Source organism: Burkholderia sp. SR8, assembly GCF_052851275.1.
In genome coordinates this window covers 359,123-375,257 of the sequence record NZ_JAULUC010000003.1, presented here as the reverse complement: position 1 = coordinate 375,257, position 16,135 = coordinate 359,123, and the positions used below count along the sequence as shown (strand labels likewise).

The following is a 16,135-nucleotide window of genomic DNA, read 5'->3' as shown; positions in this document are numbered from 1 at the left end:
GGCGCATGGCCTTCACGTCGGCCGGCGTGACGCTCGCAGGCCGGCCGCCCCACGTCGCGCGCAGATAGTTCGCGAGCTGCGCGAGTTCGTCGTCGCCCAGCGTGTGCGCGAAACCCGGCATCGCCTGCATGTTCTCGACGCCGGCGAACTTCTGCTCGTCGATGCCGTCGAGCATCGCAACCAGCAGGTTGCGCGGGTCGCCCTGACGCAGCGTCGAATTGCCGTTCATCGGCACCGCGACGTGCGGCTTGCCCTCCCCGTTCAATCCGTGACAACCCGCACACACCGCGAGATACACGGAGCGGCCGGCCGCGAGCTGCGCGGCGTCGGCCGACACCGGCTTCACCGGCTGCGGCGCAGGCGGCGTATCGCCGAGCAGGTACACGGACAGCGCGCGCAGGTCGTCCTTCGTCATGAACTGCGTGCTCAGGTGCACGACCGGATACATCTCGCCGAACGCCGAGCCTTGCGGCGCGATGCCGACGCCGAAGAACGTCTGCAGGTCGGCGCCCGTCCAGCCGCGCGCAGCGAGGCCGGCCGGCGTGATGTCCGGCGCGGCCACGCGGCCGAGCGCGGCACCCGCGAACGGCTTCGCGCTGTCGAGCTGGCCGGTGAACGCGCGCGGCGTATGGCATTCCGCGCAGTGGCCGAGCGCGCCGGCCAGATAGCGGCCGCGCTGCCAGTCGGCGGACTGGCCGCTCGACGCGTCGGGCAGGCTGTCCTTCAGGAACACCATGTCCCAAAGCACCATGCCGAAGCGCAGGTTGTACGGGAACTTGAGTTCATGCGCGCGATTTTCCTGCGCGACCGGCTTCACCGTCTTCAGGTACGCGAACATCGCGTCGGCATCGGCGCGCGTGAGCTGCCGGTACGACGTGTACGGCATCGACGGATACAGCCGCTTGCCCGGCGCCTTGCCGTCGTGCAGCGCGGCGTAGAAGTCGTCCCCGCTCCAGTTGCCGATCCCGCGATCCTTGTCCGGCGTGATGTTCGAGCCGTAGAACGTGCCGAACGGCGATTCGAGCGGCGCGCCGCCGGCGAACGGCGCGCCGTCCTTCGCGGTGTGGCACGCCGCGCAGTCCGCGGCCTTCACGAGATAGCGGCCGCGCGCGACCTGGTCGGCACCGGGCGCGCCGGATGCCGCGCTCGATACCGGCGCGTCATGGCCGCCGCAGGCGGCGAGCAGCAGCGCGCAGGCGGCCGCGAGCGCGGGCAGGCCCGCGGCCCGCGCGGCACGATGGGCGAATGTGCGTGTCATGCGGCGTCCTTCACGAGTCCCGGCGTCGTCAAGATCAAGTCCTTCACGGCTTCGTAGTAGCGGACGTAACCCGTGCAGCGGCAGAGGTGCGCGTTCAGCGCGTCGGTGATCGTGCGTTCGACGTCGGCCTTCGCGACCGGCTCGCGCTTCAGACGCTCGATCAGCACCGTCGCCGCATTGACGAAGCCCGGCGTGCAGTAACCGCACTGGAAGCTGAAGTGCTCGAGGAACTTCTGCTGGACCGGCGACAGCTCGACCACTTCGCCCGCGTCGTTGCGCTTCGCGTGGCCCTCGATCGTACGGATCGAACGGCCGTGGAAGAAATGCGCGCCGGTGATGCAGGTGCGCATCTCCTCGCTGGTGCCGTCCGGCTGGTCGACGATCACGACGCATGCGTGGCAGATGCCCTGCCCGCAGCCGAGCCGCGAACCGGTGAGGCCCGCGTACTCGTGCAGGAACTCGATCATCATCAGCCCTTCGGGCACCTGCATCGGGCCGACGGACTTGCCGTTGATCCTGACCGACAGCGGCTTCTGCTGGAACCGGACGAGCGGACGCTCGACGGCTGCCGGCGCGGCAGCGGGCGCAGCCGAAGCCGCATTCGGCGCGGACGCGCCGGTCGCAGCCGCGCCGGCGCTCGCGGCCGATGCGGCGGTTTGGGCGGTCGTCATGCGAGCACCTCCTGAATCTTTTGCGGGGTCACCGGCAAATCGGTGAAACGATGGCCGATCGCGTGGGCGATGCCGTTCACGATCGCGCCGACGACCGGGATCATCACCACTTCGGCGACGCCCTTCGGCGGATCGGTCTCGGACAGCGGCGGCAGGATGTCGCCCGTCTGCGACCACACGGCGACGTCGGTCGCGCGCGGCAGCTGATAACGGTTGAAGTTCCACGTGCCGTTGCCCGGGCCGTCTTCGTAAAGCGGCAGATACTCGTGCAGCGCATGGCCGATGCCCATCGCGAGGCCGCCCTGCAGCTGACCCGACACGAGCTGCGGCGAGATCTGGTTGCCGCACTCCATGATCGAGTGATGCGTGAGCAGCTCGACCTTGCCCGTCGCTTCGTGCACGGCCAGCTCGACGAGCGTGCCGACCGCCGTGTAGTACGTGACGGCCGCGTTGTTGCGGCTCGTCGGCGGGATGAACACGCGCTTGCGGTCCAGCACGCGATAGCCGTTCGCGGTCGGCGGCAGCGTACCGCGCAGCGCGGTCGCGCCGGCCGGTGCCGCAGTACCGGGAATCGGGCCGTCGTCGCCCGTCTTCGGCGCACCGACGCGCAGCGACAGCCCGTCGATCGGCAGGCGCTCGACCGCGCCGCCTACGTCGAATTCGGCGTCGGTCCATTGCCAGCGGTTGAACACGTGCACGACGGCGCCGGTCGGCAAACCGAGCGCATGCGCCTGCTTCGCGAGCTGCTCGAACGTCAGCGGCTCGAGGCCGTCGGCGGTCAGCTTGCCGTCGACCCAGCGCGCGTCCTCGATGCGGATCGTGTACGGTGCAGCCTGGCCGCCGCCGAGGCCGCGCGTCCAGATCGACATCGCGGCCGGCCACAGACCGTAGCGGAACACTGCGCGCGCGGCTTCCCGCGTGCTGTGCGTGAAGTAGTACGCGGAATTCGTCGCGCTGGACGGCGACGCATAGCCCGGCGACCAGCGCGGGTTCGCGCTCAGCCGGTCCTGGTCGGCCTGCGACATCAGGTACGGGTCGCCGCTCGTCTCGACCGGCAGGTCGGGCCATTCGGTCACCGCGACGCGCACGTCGGTCGCCGGGCGGCCGAGCCACTTCGCGACCGCGACGGCCTGCGACGTCGACATCCCGGTGCCGATCTCGGCGGCCGTGTGATGCAGCGCCACGTTGCCGTTCTCGTCGAACTCGACCTTCGCGAACGACGCTTCCGCGCCCGTGCCGAAATCCTTCTGCACGCACGCGAAGCCGACGCCGTAGCGCTTGCCCGGGTTCGCCGCCTCGAATTCGGTCTTGCGTGCCGCGCGACGCGTCCACAACGGATGCTGCTTCGCGCGCTCGAGCACTTCGTCGACGCGCAGCGCGCCGGCCGCAATCGCGCCCTGCGTGTTCTTCATCCCCGAGCGCAGCGCGTTGCGCAACCGGAACTCGATCGGGTCGAGGTTCAGCTGCGCAGCGATCTCGTCGACCGCCATTTCGGTCGCGGCCATGCTCTGCAGCGTGCCGTAGCCGCGCGCCGAGCCGGCGTCGATCGCGCGCGACGCGATCGCGACCGCCGCGAGATCGCTCTTCGGGAAGTAGTAGATCGATTGCGCGGCCGTCGCGCCGACCATCGCCACCGACGGCGAGAAGTTCGAGCGCCCGCCGCCGTTCGCCTCGAAGTCGCCCTTGAACGACTGCATGAGGCCCGTGTTGCGATCGACCGCGATCCGGTAACGCATCCTGAACGCGTGGCGCTTCAGCGACGTCTGGAACTGCTCGTAGCGATCGTTCGCGAAGCGCACCGGCCGGCCGTCCGCGTACAGCGCGCAGACGAGCCCGTAGAACGGCACGTTGCAGTGATCCTTCGAGCCGTAGCCGACCGTGTAGCACGGGTGAACGAACAGCTTCTTCACCGGGAAGCGGCATTTGGCAACCATCGCGGCCGCGTTCTCCGCGACTTCGAGCGGCGACTGGGTCGGCACGACGAGGTGCAGCGCCTGCGTCGCGGCGTCGTACCAGCAGTTCGCGTTGTCGGGTTCGAGCGCGGCGGTATCGACCGACTGCGTGCTGTACTCGCGGTCGAACACGAGCCAGTCGGCGGACGGACGATCGAGCTCCGCGGCGATCTGGCCGGCCAGGAACATCCCCTGTTCGTCGAGCTTGCCGTGCTCCTTGCCGTCGGGCCACACCGGCAGGTGCTTGCGCATCATGCTCGGGAAGATCGGCGCGTCCTTCAGGCTCGAATAGACGTCGTCGTCATACGCGGTCTTGCCGCCCACCCGCACGTAGCGGAACGTGCCCCACGGATCGCGCTCGAGCGGGCCCGTGACCGCGCCGTAGCGGATCACGTCGTCGCGGAACTTGAGCGCGTGCTTCGCGAAGCGGAAGCGCGCGAAGTCGTGGTAGATGAGGATCGCGACCGCATGGCCGAGATACGCGGGCGTCTTGCCGGCCGGCAACAGCATGTCGTCGCCGTAGAACGCCGGAAACGCGACGCCGTCGCGCGCGAGATCGTCGGCCGTGACCACGCGGTCCGGCTTCAGTTCGTCGCCGAGCAGCGACAGGTCGAAGCCTTCGTAGATGCGGTCGGCCTGCGTGACGCGCAGGATCAGCGCGTGCGACTGCTGCTGCGGCCAGTGCGGCATGTCGGCCGCGCGCACGTCGCGCGCGAATACCTTCGAGCCCGTGACCTTCGCGATGCCGTCGATGCGGAATCTGGGGATGCCGGTGACGCTATCCCATTTGACCGGGGTGAGGAGTTTTTCTTCGAAGAGCGCCGCGAACGCGCGGCTGCCGATGGGCGCGACGTAGACCGCGACGCCCGCCAGCACGCTGGCTTTCAGAAAACCCCGCCGTGACAGGCCGTGGTTTTTCATTGGGGGGGAACCTCCTGATGCGGCTCGGACGGCGAGCGGGTGTCGCGGCGTTCGGAGCGGCGCGCATTCTGGCATTATTTTCGATATATCGCCTATAGTATTTCCCGCATGAAATGCTTATTGGATTTCTTATAACGAGATTCGGACGGGCTGCGGCGGGCGGTCGCGGGCGGCATTCGTCCGTCGCCGCGCAGCGCCGCGGCGGCTCGATCGGCCGCCGCGCGGCACTCGCCGGCCGACGCAGCGCATCGTGCGGCGCGCGGCAAAACGGCCGGCGACGGGCGGCCCGAGATCGTCCCGTCGGCAACGATCCTGCGTTCGCGCCGAGCGGTCTGCAACGTACGAGCGGGCGTGGTTTACGACTACTCGCCGACGCAGCCGGACGGCCCGCGCGGCCGATGTTTCATGGTAATGTCGTGCGCATCGGGCTTGCCGGTCGTCCCGCCGTGTGCGGCGCGGGGTGCCGGCGACGAGTCGCATCGTGTCGAGGTCAAAATAGCCATGGCAGTCAAGGCACGCCTCCTGAACGCCGTTCTCGCCACTCCCCCTTGCGGCAATCACCGCGTGACGGACGCACTGCGTCCGTCGATGCTCGTCACGCTGTTCGAGGACGTGCGTCCGATGGCGCTGTCCGGTCTCGCCAGCGCATTCGTCGCGGCGATCGCGCTGATCCGGCTGCAACAACTCTGGTGTTTCGTATGGCTCGTCGTCGACGTCGGCCTGCTCGCCGCGCGGCTCGCGATCGCTCGTGCGTATGTGGTACGCCGCGCGGCCGGCGACGATCGCGCCGAGTACTGGGCGCGGCACTATGCGCCCGTGTCGCTCGCCGCGTGCTTCGTGCTCGGCATCGGCGCGATGGGCTGCCTGGATGCGCCCGACGTCGAGCTCGGCACGCTGGCCGTGATGGTTGCCGGTGGCGTGTTCGGCGGGATCGCATCGCGCAATTCGGCGCTGCCGCGGCTCGCGATGACGCAGGTCACGCTCGGCGTCGTGCCGATCGGCGTCGGCGCGCTGCTGGTCGAGCGGCCCGGCGCATGGCTGCTGCTGCCGCCGCTGTTGATCTATCTCGCCGCGATGCGCACCGTCGTCCAGCGTCATTACCGCGTGCTGGTCGCGCTGATTGCCGCGCGCCAGCGCAACGCCGAACTCGTCGCGCGCTTCGACGCGGCGCTCACCTACATGCCGCACGGACTGTGCATGATCGACGGCGAGAGCCGCGTGATCGTCACGAACCGGCGCACCGCGCAGCTGTTCGGCTCGCCGCGCGAGATCATGCTCGACACGCCGCTGCCCGACGTCGTCGCGGCGCTCGGTCCGAACGCCGTGACCGATCCCGGCAATGCGGGCCTCGCCGCGCAATGCGCGGTGTGGCTGACCCGCGCGGAGCCCGTGCCGTTCGACATCGCGCTCGGCGACGGACGCCAGCTCGAACTGACGCGTCATCGCGTGCCGGACGGCAACGCGGTGATCATCGTCGAGGACGTGACCGCGCGCCGCCGCACCGAGCAGCACATCCGCCATCTTGCGCGGCACGACGCGCTGACGGGATTGCCGAACCGCCATGAACTGCATGCGCAACTGAAACGGATGCTCGCGCATCGGCCGCGCATGCCGAGCCCGACGCTCGCCGTCATGTATCTCGACCTCGACGGCTTCAAGGCGATCAACGACCGCTTCGGCCATCAGGCCGGCGACGAAGTGCTCACGCAGGTCGCCGAGCGGCTCGGCAAGACGCTGCCGAGCGGCGAACTCGCGGCGCGCGTCGGCGGCGACGAGTTCATCGTCGCGCTCGACGCCACCACGATGCATGCGTGCTCGCTCGTCGCCGCGCGGATCATCCAGCAGATCTCGGCGCCGTACACGCTGTCGATCGGCGAGACCGTCAGCTTCGGGATCAGCATCGGCATCGCGCTCGACGACGGGCACGGGTCGCCCGACGAACTGATCCGGCAGGCCGACAGCGCGCTGTACGACGCGAAGTCGGCCGGCAAGGGGATCTATCGCTTCTATTCGGCGGGAAGCAGCCGCGTCGCGCCCGCTGCGGCGAGCTGAACGCCGCAGTGGCATGTCACGGCACAGCCGCACGCACCGCTCGTCATTCGCTGGCTGCTGTCGCGCGTTCGTTCGTTTCCCCGTATTCCGCCCGCTTCCCTGCGCTTTCCGCGATTCAATTCCGAAACCCTTTGCGCGATCCGGCGCGTGGCCTCGCGCACGTTCGCGTGTTTCGCCGTGCGCACGCCGTGTCACGTGACGTGTTCCGTAACATCGGGCCGCACCATGGGGCGCGTTCGCAGCAGAAGCCCGCACGATCGACGCGGCGCGCGGAATTTCGCGGCTGGCATTCTTATTGCTCCTTGACTGGGAAACCGCACGTCACGGAGCCTCCGCATGAATACCGTCGAAGTCCTCAGCCACGCAGAAACGCGCGATCAACTCGACGTGATCGACGGCGCCTCGCTGATCCGCCGGCTCGTCTCCGAGCGCCGTACGACCGCTGCGCGGGAAGCCGCCTGCGTCGACAACCCGCCGCTCACGCTGTACGGCGCGTATCGTCAGGGCGTCACCGATCACGCGGCGCGGCGCGCGAATCCGTATCGCGCCGGCAGCCGGTTCTGGGCGCTGTGGGAAGAAGGCCGTATCGAAGCTGAAACGTCGGGCCGCTGACGCAATTGCGCGCGCCGGCCCTGTCGCGACAACGGGTCGACGCGCTATACGGCATGCGCGGGCGGCCGGCCCGCACCCCCGCATGCGTTTCAGCGCAGCAACATCGCGCCCGGCTGCTCCGGTTGCGCCTGTCGCGCGCTGGCATGCTGCCCCGCCGACGGCATTCGGTACCCGCGCACTGCGCGCGCCGCGCGGCGGCCGTTTCCCGATAAGATGGCAGATTCCGTTCATCGAACGACGCTGCCATGACCGCCTCTTCCTCCCACCGAAATCCCATCCACTGCGAAATCGATCTGGATGCGCAAGGCAAGCATGCGGGCTACCTGCGCCTGCCGCATTCCGTGCATCGCTCCGCGTACGGCTGGCTGCCGATCCCGATCGCGTCGATCCGCAACGGCGACGGCCCGGTCGCTCTCGTGATGGCCGGCAACCACGGCGACGAATACGAAGGCCAGATCATCGTGTCGCAACTGATGCGCGAGATCGATCCGGAGATGGTCAGCGGGCAACTGATCTTGCTGCCGATGGCGAATTTCCCCGCAGCCGATGCGGGCCTGCGCGTGTCGCCGCTCGACGACGGCAACCTGAACCGCAGCTTCCCCGGCAATCCGACCGGCACGCCGACGCAGATGATCGCGCATTACATCGAACATGCGCTGCTGTCGCGCGCGCAGTATCTGGTCGACCTGCATTCGGGCGGCAGTTCGCTGCTGTATCAGGGCGGCAACATGCTCGCGATCGATCCGCTCGACGATCAAGAAGCCGAGAGACTCAACGGATTGCTCGTTGCGTTCGGGTTGCCGAATGCGCTGCTGCATGCGCCGAACCCCGTGCATTCGGCATCGGCCGCGCGGCGGCAAGGCGCGATTTCGATCGTGACCGAGCTCGGCGGTGCGGGGATGGCCGATCCGTCGCTGATCCGGCTCGGCCGTCATGGGCTGCTGCATTACCTCGGGTATATCGGTTTGCTGCACGGCGCGCTCGTGCCGGATGCGCCGCCGACCGCCACGCGGTTTCTGCGTGTCGATGGCGATCGGCACTTCGTCTATGCGTACGAGCGCGGGCTGTATGAACCGCTCGTCGAACTCGGCGATCGGGTGAAGGCCGGGCAGCCGGCTGCGTGGGTGCACTTCCCGGATACGCCGCTGCGCGAGCCGGTGCTGCATCGGTTCAAGGGCGACGGCGAGGTGGTGTGCAAGCGCGTGCCGGCGCAGGTGCGGCGTGGGGATTGCCTGTTCCAGCTGGCGGAGGCGTCGACGCCGGCGCGGGTCATCGACCGCTGAACGCGCGTGACGCGTTCACGGTGTCGTACGCCGACGCCGGTGCGGATCCGCTGACCGGCGACCCGCCCCGTCATATAGAATGACGCGCTTTGCCCGTACACCTATGTGGTTCAAGAATCTCCAGCTTCACCGTCTTCCGGCACCCTGGGCCGTTACCGCCGACCAGATGGAAAAATGGCTGGCGCCTCACGCGTTCCAACCCGGCACCAGCATCGAAATGCAGCGCGTCGGATGGGCGTCGCCGCGGGACGACGGCGCGCTCGTGTATTCGATCAACCGGCAGATGCTGCTGGTGTTTCGTTCCGAAAAGAAGCTGCTGCCGGCGTCGGTCGTCAATCAGGTCGCCAAAGCGCGTGCGCTCGAAATCGAAGAACAGCAGGGCTTCAAGGTAGGCCGAAAGCAACTGCGCGAACTCAAGGAACAGGTGACCGACGAACTGCTGCCGCGCGCGTTCAGCATTCGCCGCGATACCCGCGTATGGATCGATACGGCGAATGGCTGGCTCGTCATCGACGCGGCGGCACAGGCGCTCGCCGATGAAGTGCGCAGCCTGCTCGTCAAGTCGATCGATGCGTTGCCGCTCGCCGGCGTTCATCTGGCGCGTTCGCCGGTCGCATCGATGACCGACTGGCTGCTGTCCGGCGAGGCGCCGGGCGGATTCACCGTGGACCAGGATGCGGAGCTGCGCTCGAGCGGCGAAGGCGGCGCCACGGTGCGATACGTCGGCCACGCGCTGGAAGCGAGCGACATGCGCCGGCATATCGAAGCCGGCAAACAATGCATGCGCCTCGCGATGACGTGGGATGACCGGATCTCGTTCGTGCTGACACCGTCGCTGACGATCAAGCGTGTCACGCCGCTCGACGTGCTCAAGGAGGCGGCCGATCCGACCGCGCAGAATGACGATGAACGCTTCGACTCGGATGTCACGCTGATGACGGGGGAATTGGCGCGGATGCTGACCAGTCTGGTCGATAGCCTGGGCGGCGAACAGCACGACTCGATGCGTCAGGCGGCAGCAGCCTGAACGCCGTCGTCGTCGGGGATCATCGCCCCGCGACGATGCGGCAATTCAAGGCGGACCGTCGCCACCGTGGCGGCGAGTCGCGGCCGGGTGCTCGCGTCACGAAAAGCGAGCCGCACCGGATCGGTATCCGCAGCAGGCCATCGAAACGACAACACCCCGCCACTCCACGGCGGCCGTCGACGTCGTACACGCGTCAAACGGGCACGGCTCCCCACCATGCCCGCGTCACCCCACTCCCCCTGCAAGCCTTCCAACTCTCCCCACGAAATCCTTATCGAAATTGCTTCGTTCGCCTTTGCCCGCCGCGCCGCTAACGTGTTCGAAACGGCGGCGGCGCGCCGGATGCATCGCAGCAAGCATGGCAGCCGCCGTCATCACGACAACCGCGTCGCGATAACGGAACAGACCGGACGGGGCGAGTGCCCCGAACCCGCCACGAACGTCCGCATCGCGCGCCCTTCGCGATGCCCATGGCCACGAACGACCGACTCATCGATACGACGCCGCTCGACGTGCGCGCGCAGCCGTTGATCGACGCGCTGATCGACGAATACGCGACGCGTTACGACGCGTACCGCCCCGACAGCCGCGCGTCCGCGCGCGACGAACTGGCGCGCTACCCGGCCGCATTGTTCGCGCCGCCCGAAGGCGCGTTCGTGCTGCTGCTGCGCGACGGCGAGACGATCGGCGGCGGCGCGTTCAAGCGCTACGACGCGCAGACCGCCGAACTCAAACGCATCTGGACGCGCACGGACCTGCGCCGCCAGGGCCTGGCACGGCTGATCGTCGACGCGCTCGAGCTGCGCGCCGCGCAACAAGGCTACCAGCGCGTATACCTGACCACCGGCTTTCGCCAGCCCGAAGCGTGGGCGCTGTACGACCGCACCGGCTACACGCGGCTGTTCGATTCGTCGATCGATCCCGAGGCGTATTTCCACCTGCGCTTCGGCAAGGATCTCGCCGATCCGTCGCGCACGTCGACGCTCGCCGACCTGTGGGCACCGCTGCCCGAACCCGTGCTGCCGCGCTGAACGCACCGCGCCCCGACTCCCCAACTCCCCGACAACACCGCAACGACAGGACGCATCCATGCAACGACCCGCCCCCTTCGCGCCGCGCGCGCTGCGCACGCTGGCTGCCGCCTTGATCGGCCTGACCGCGATCGCCGCAGCCGCCGCGACCTTCGACCTGAGCCCCGAGCAGCGCGGGCGCCCGCGCGGCACCGCCGATGCGGCGGTCGAACGCGCGGTGCCTGCGTCGTTCAGGTTCGCCGAAGCCGGCACGCTGACGATCGGCGTCGCGCCGAGCCTGCCGCCGATCAGTTCGTATGCGACCGACGCGCGCACGGTGATCGGCTTCGACGCGGACGTCGGCCAGCTCGTGTCCGACAGTCTCGGCCGCAAGCTGAAGATCGTGCCGCTCGCATGGGCCGACTGGCCGCTCGCACTCGAATCGGGCAAGGTCGACGCGGTGATCTCGAACGTCACCGTCACCGAGGAGCGCAAGCAGAAGTTCGATTTCTCGACGTACCGCAAGGATCAGGTCGGCTTCTACGTGCGCAACGACAGCACGATCCGGTCGATCCGCGAACCGAAGGATGTCGCCGGCCTGCGCATCGTGACCGACGCCGGCACCAACCAGGAAAAGATCCTGCTCGCGTGGGACCGCGAGAACGTCGCGCACGGCCTGAAGCCCGTGCAGGTGCAGTACTACGACGACCAGGCGATGCGCATCGTCGCCGTGCAGTCGGGCCGCGCGGATGCGGTATTCAGCGTGAACTCGGTGCTCGCGTACCAGAGCGCGCAGCAAGGCAAGACGCGGCTCGTCGGCGCGATCAGCGGCGGCTGGCCGCGCACGGCCGACATCGCGATCGCGACGCGCCGCGGCAGCGGGCTCGCCGATCCGCTGACCGCCGCGCTGAACGGGCTGATCAAGAACGGCCGCTACCAGCAGATCCTCGACCGCTGGAACCTGGCGTCCGAAGCGATCGACCAGTCGCGCACGAATCCGCCGGGCTTGCCGAAGAGCTGAGCGCCGCCCGTTCACGCGTTGCGCAGAGGAGCACCGAACATCATGTCTTATTCGCTTTCATTGCTGGACAAGAGCCCGGTCGCCGACGGCGCGAGCGCCGCCGACGCGCTGCGCTTCACGACGACGCTCGCGCAGCGCGCCGAGCAGCTCGGCTACGAGCGCTTCTGGGTCGCCGAGCATCACGGCGCGCCGGGGTTCGCGAGCTCCGCGCCGGAGATCGTCGTCGCGCACCTGCTCGCGCACACGTCGCGCATCCGCGTCGGCTCGGGCGGCGTGATGCTGCAGCACTACAGCCCGTTCAAGGTCGCCGAGACGTTCAAGCTGCTCGCCGCGCTCGCGCCCGGCCGCGTCGATCTCGGCATCGGCAAGGCGCCCGGCGGGCTGCCGCTGACCACGCGCGCGCTGCAGTGGTTTCACGACAAGGCGAAAAAGCCCGACTTCGCGGGCCAGCTCGCGGAACTCGATGCGTTCCTCGGCTGGGGCGTCGCCGAAGATCATCCGCTCGCCGGCGCGGTCGCGATGCCGGTGCCGCCGCACGCACCGGAACGCATCCTGCTCGGCGGCTCGCCCGACAGCGGCGCGCTCGCCGCGCGCCACGGCTGGCGCTTCTGCTACGCCGGCCACTTCAACGGCGACGACGCGAACCTCGAACGCTCGCTCGCCGCGTACCGCGACGCGGGCGGCACGCGCCCGCTCGTGGCGCTGTATGCGATCGCCGCACCGACGCGCGACGAGGCCGAGCGACTGAGCGGGCCGCTGAAAATCTTCAAGCTGCAGTTCGCGGGCGGGCCGAGCTTCAACCTGGCGAGCGCGCAGGCCGCAGCCGAGTTCGCGCGGCAAAGCGGCGCGTCCGACTACCGGATCGACGAGCTGCGCCCGACCGTGCTCGCCGATACGCCCGAGCGCGTGCACCGCGCGCTCGATGCGCTGAGCCGGCGGCTCGGCGTCGATGCGTTCGTGATCGACTCGCCGGTGACCGATTACGCGGCACGGCTCGCGTCGGCCGAATGGCTCGGCGGCGCGCAGTCGATCACGCTCGCGCGGGCGGCCGCCGCGGCCGAACGCGCCCTTTCTCCCGACCAGAACCCGTGACGCGCCCATGACGACCCGACGATCGATTCCCTTCGGCCTGATGCTGCAAGGCGCAGGCAGCCACATGAACGCGTGGCGGCATCCGAGCAATCCGCCGGACGCGAGCATCAACCTCGACTTCGCGATCGGCATCGCGCGCAAGGCCGAAGCGGCCGGCATCGCGTTCGCGTTCGTGGCGGACGGCCTCTACATCAACGAGAAGTCGATTCCGCACTTCCTGAACCGCTTCGAGCCGCTGACCGTGCTGTCGGCGCTCGCGGTCGCGACCAAGAAGATCGGCCTCGCGGGCACGATCTCGACGTCGTACAGCGAGCCGTTTACGGTCGCGCGCCAGCTCGCGTCGCTCGACACGATCAGCGGCGGGCGCGCGGGCTGGAACGTCGTGACGACGCCGCTCGAAGGCACCGCGAAGAATTTCGGCAAGACGCATCCCGATCACGAACTGCGCTACGAGATCGCCGACGAATACCTCGACGTCGTGCAAGGCCTGTGGGACAGCTGGGACGACGACGCATTCGTACGCGATCGCGCGGCCGGGCGCTTCTTCGACCGCGACAAGCTGCACACGCTCGACCATCGCGGCCGCTTCTTCAACGTGGCAGGCCCGCTGAACATCCAGCGCTCGCCGCAGGGACAGCCGGTGATCTTCCAGGCCGGCTCGTCGGACGCCGGCATCGGGCTCGCGGGCAAGTATGCGGACGCGGTATTCACGCATTCGCCGTCGCTCGACGAAACGGCCGCGTTCACGCAGCGCGTGAAGCAAAGCGCGGTCGAGCACGGGCGGCAACCGGGCGACGTGAAGATCTTTCCGGGTGTCGGGCCGATCGTCGGCCGCACGGCCGCCGAAGCGGAAGACAAATACCAGGCGATCCGCGACCTGCTGACGATCGACGAAGCGCTCGCGTATCTCGGCCGCTATTTCGATCACCACGATTTCACGCAGTACGCGCTCGATGCGCCGTTCCCGGAACTCGGCGACATCGGCCGCAACAGCTTCCGCTCGACCACCGACCGGATCAAGGCCGACGCGAAGCGCAAGCACCTCACGCTGCGCGAGACGGCGCTCGCCGTCGCGACGCCGCGCCCGAATTTCATCGGCACCGCCGAGCACGTCGCCGACGAGCTGATCCGCTGGCACGATGCGGGCGCCGGCGACGGCTTCATCCTCGGCTTCCCGGTGCAGGCGCAAGGCGTCGACGACTTCATCGAGCTGGTGATTCCGGTGCTCGAGGCGCGCGGCCGCTACAGCCGCGATTTGCCGGGCAGCACGCTGCGCGACCATCTCGGCCTGCCGCGCAAGGCGAGCCGGTATGCGGCGCCGGACGCCGCACAACGACAGGACGACGCGGCCGAAGCGCACGCGTAACGCGGATGCGCCGCCGCCTCGCCTCATCGCGCGGCGCGGCGCATCCGACCGACCCGACCGAGGACTTCATCGACATGAGCGACACCACCCATCTCGGCGGCGCACTGCCGCCGCTCTCCTCCTCCCGCGTGCGCGACGCCGGCACGCACCTGCGGATCGTACCGGCCCGCCATCGGTCGCGCACGGCCGGCACGGTGCTGGCGCTCGGGCTGATCGCGCTCGCGCTGCATTCGATCCTCGGCAACCCGCAATGGGGCTGGCCCGTGTTCGCCGAATGGTTCCTGTCGCCGCCGGTGCTGTCCGGGCTCGCGCGCACGCTGGTGCTGACGCTGCTCGGCGCGGTGTTCGGCTTCGCGCTCGGCGGTTTCGTCGCGCTGGCCCGGCTGTCGCGCTCGCGGCTGCTCGCGGCGAGCGCGTGGACGTTCGTGTGGCTGTTCCGCTCGATTCCGCTGATCGTGCTGCTGCTGATCCTGAACAATCTCGGCTACCTGTACGAACACGTGCGGCTCGGCGTGCCGTTTACCGACATCGTATGGTTCGACACGCCGACCACCGACCTGATCAGCCCGTTCCTCGCGGCCGTGCTCGGCCTCACGCTGAACCACGCGGCGTTTTCCGCGGAAGTGATCCGCGGCGGCATACTCGCGGTCGACCACGGGCAACTCGAAGCGGCCGCCGCGCTCGGGCTGCCGCGCGGCCGCCAGACCACGCGGATCGTGCTGCCGCAAGCGATGCGCGCGATCCTGCCGACCGCGTTCAACGATCTCATCACGCTCGCGAAAGGCACGTCGATGGTGTACGTGCTCGCGATGCCCGAGCTGTTCTACACGGTGCAGGTGATCTACCGGCGCAATCTCGAAGTGATTCCGCTGCTGATGGTCGCGACCGTCTGGTATCTGATCATCCTGACGGTGCTGTCCGCGATCCAGGTGCAGGTCGAGCGCCACTATGCGCGCGGCGCGCTGCGCAATCCGCCGCCGTCGGCGCTGACGTTCGTGCTGGCGCGCGTGAGCGCGCTGCGGCGGCGCGCGTCGGCCCGCCACGCAGCGCGCGCCGCCGCAACGGTCCACGGCGAAACCGCGGCCGCGCACACGTCCCGCACGGGCGGCGAAGTCGCCGTGCACAACGTGTCGAAGCAGTTCGGCATGCAGCGCGTGCTCGACAACGTGTCGTTCGTCGCGCCGCGCGGCAGCGTGACGGTGATCGTCGGACCGTCCGGCTCCGGCAAGTCGACACTGCTGCGCACGATCAACCATCTGGAGCGCGTCGACGACGGTTTCATCGACATCGACGGCGAACTGATCGGCTATCGGCGCGACGGCGACGTGCTGCACGAGCTGAACGAGCGCGACGTGCTGAAGCGGCGCACGGCGGTCGGCATGGTGTTCCAGAACTTCAACCTGTTTCCTCACCTGACGGTGCTCGAGAATCTGATCGAAGCGCCGGTCGCGGTCGCCGGTATCGCGCGCGATGCCGCCGAGCGTACCGCGCGCACGCTGCTCGCGCGCGTCGGGCTCGCCGACAAGGCCGATGCGTATCCGCGCCAGCTGTCCGGCGGCCAGCAGCAGCGTGTCGCGATCGCGCGCGCACTCGCGCTGCGTCCGAAAGTGCTGCTGTTCGACGAACCCACGTCCGCGCTCGACCCCGAACTGGTGAACGAAGTGCTCGACGTGATCAAGGAGCTCGCGCGCTCGGGCACCACGCTCGTGATCGTCACGCACGAGATCGGCTTCGCGCGCGAGATCGCCGACCACGTGCTGTTCATGGAGCGTGGCCGCATCGTCGAATCGGGGCCGCCCGCAGTCGTGCTCGACGCGCCGGCCCATGCGCGCACGCGCGCCTTCCTGTCGCGGGTGCTGTGATGCGCGCC

Annotated in this window: 12 protein-coding genes; 9 read left to right on the top strand and 3 right to left on the bottom strand. The window is 68.9% G+C overall.

Annotated features, from left to right (window positions below):
- The 3 genes from Q3A80_RS05885 to Q3A80_RS05875 form a co-directional block, all read right to left on the bottom strand.
- Nucleotides 1–1,258 (bottom strand): c-type cytochrome (locus Q3A80_RS05885; protein ID WP_446328125.1); only part of this gene is annotated, 1,258 nt, incomplete at its 3' end.
- Nucleotides 1,255–1,929 carry a (2Fe-2S)-binding protein gene (locus tag Q3A80_RS05880; protein WP_446328124.1) on the bottom strand — a complete coding sequence of 225 codons (675 nt, stop codon included), beginning with the start codon at nt 1,927–1,929 and terminating at the stop codon, nt 1,255–1,257. The genes Q3A80_RS05880 and Q3A80_RS05885, both read right to left, overlap by 4 nt.
- On the bottom strand, nt 1,926–4,802 hold the full coding sequence (locus tag Q3A80_RS05875) for a xanthine dehydrogenase family protein molybdopterin-binding subunit (protein ID WP_446328123.1): 2,877 nt from the start codon (nt 4,800–4,802) through the stop codon (nt 1,926–1,928). The genes Q3A80_RS05880 and Q3A80_RS05875 overlap by 4 nt, the downstream gene beginning before the upstream one ends.
- Before the next feature lie 501 nt (nt 4,803–5,303).
- On the opposite strand from Q3A80_RS05875, the gene Q3A80_RS05870 reads away from it, so the two are divergent.
- The 9 genes from Q3A80_RS05870 (at nt 5,304) to Q3A80_RS05830 (ending at nt 16,127) form a co-directional block, all read left to right on the top strand.
- Nucleotides 5,304–6,854: a diguanylate cyclase domain-containing protein gene (locus Q3A80_RS05870; RefSeq protein ID WP_446328122.1), complete on the top strand. Its 1,551-nt coding sequence runs from the start codon at nt 5,304–5,306 to the stop codon at nt 6,852–6,854.
- A gap of 336 nt (nt 6,855–7,190) precedes the next feature.
- Entirely contained in the window at nt 7,191–7,466 is a 276-nt protein-coding gene (locus Q3A80_RS05865; protein WP_446328121.1) for a hypothetical protein, read from the top strand.
- A gap of 245 nt (nt 7,467–7,711) precedes the next feature.
- Nucleotides 7,712–8,749: a succinylglutamate desuccinylase/aspartoacylase family protein gene (locus Q3A80_RS05860; RefSeq protein ID WP_446328120.1), complete on the top strand. Its 1,038-nt coding sequence runs from the start codon at nt 7,712–7,714 to the stop codon at nt 8,747–8,749.
- 103 nt (nt 8,750–8,852) lie between these two features.
- Nucleotides 8,853–9,776, top strand: a complete 924-nt coding sequence (locus tag Q3A80_RS05855; RefSeq protein WP_446328119.1) for a recombination-associated protein RdgC — start codon at nt 8,853–8,855, stop codon at nt 9,774–9,776.
- Nucleotides 9,777–10,246: 470 nt separating this feature from the next.
- On the top strand, nt 10,247–10,807 hold the full coding sequence (locus tag Q3A80_RS05850; protein ID WP_446328118.1) for a GNAT family N-acetyltransferase: 561 nt from the start codon (nt 10,247–10,249) through the stop codon (nt 10,805–10,807).
- A gap of 58 nt (nt 10,808–10,865) precedes the next feature.
- Nucleotides 10,866–11,807 carry an ABC transporter substrate-binding protein gene (locus tag Q3A80_RS05845; protein ID WP_446328117.1) on the top strand — a complete coding sequence of 314 codons (942 nt, stop codon included), beginning with the start codon at nt 10,866–10,868 and terminating at the stop codon, nt 11,805–11,807.
- 42 nt (nt 11,808–11,849) lie between these two features.
- Nucleotides 11,850–12,899, top strand: coding sequence for an LLM class flavin-dependent oxidoreductase (locus Q3A80_RS05840; RefSeq protein WP_446328116.1), 1,050 nt, complete (start codon nt 11,850–11,852; stop codon nt 12,897–12,899).
- Between the two features lie 7 nt (nt 12,900–12,906).
- Nucleotides 12,907–14,265 carry an LLM class flavin-dependent oxidoreductase gene (locus Q3A80_RS05835; protein WP_446328115.1) on the top strand — a complete coding sequence of 453 codons (1,359 nt, stop codon included), beginning with the start codon at nt 12,907–12,909 and terminating at the stop codon, nt 14,263–14,265.
- 74 nt (nt 14,266–14,339) lie between these two features.
- Entirely contained in the window at nt 14,340–16,127 is a 1,788-nt protein-coding gene (locus Q3A80_RS05830) for an amino acid ABC transporter permease/ATP-binding protein (protein WP_446328114.1), read from the top strand.
- The last annotated feature ends 8 nt before the right edge of the window (nt 16,128–16,135 follow it).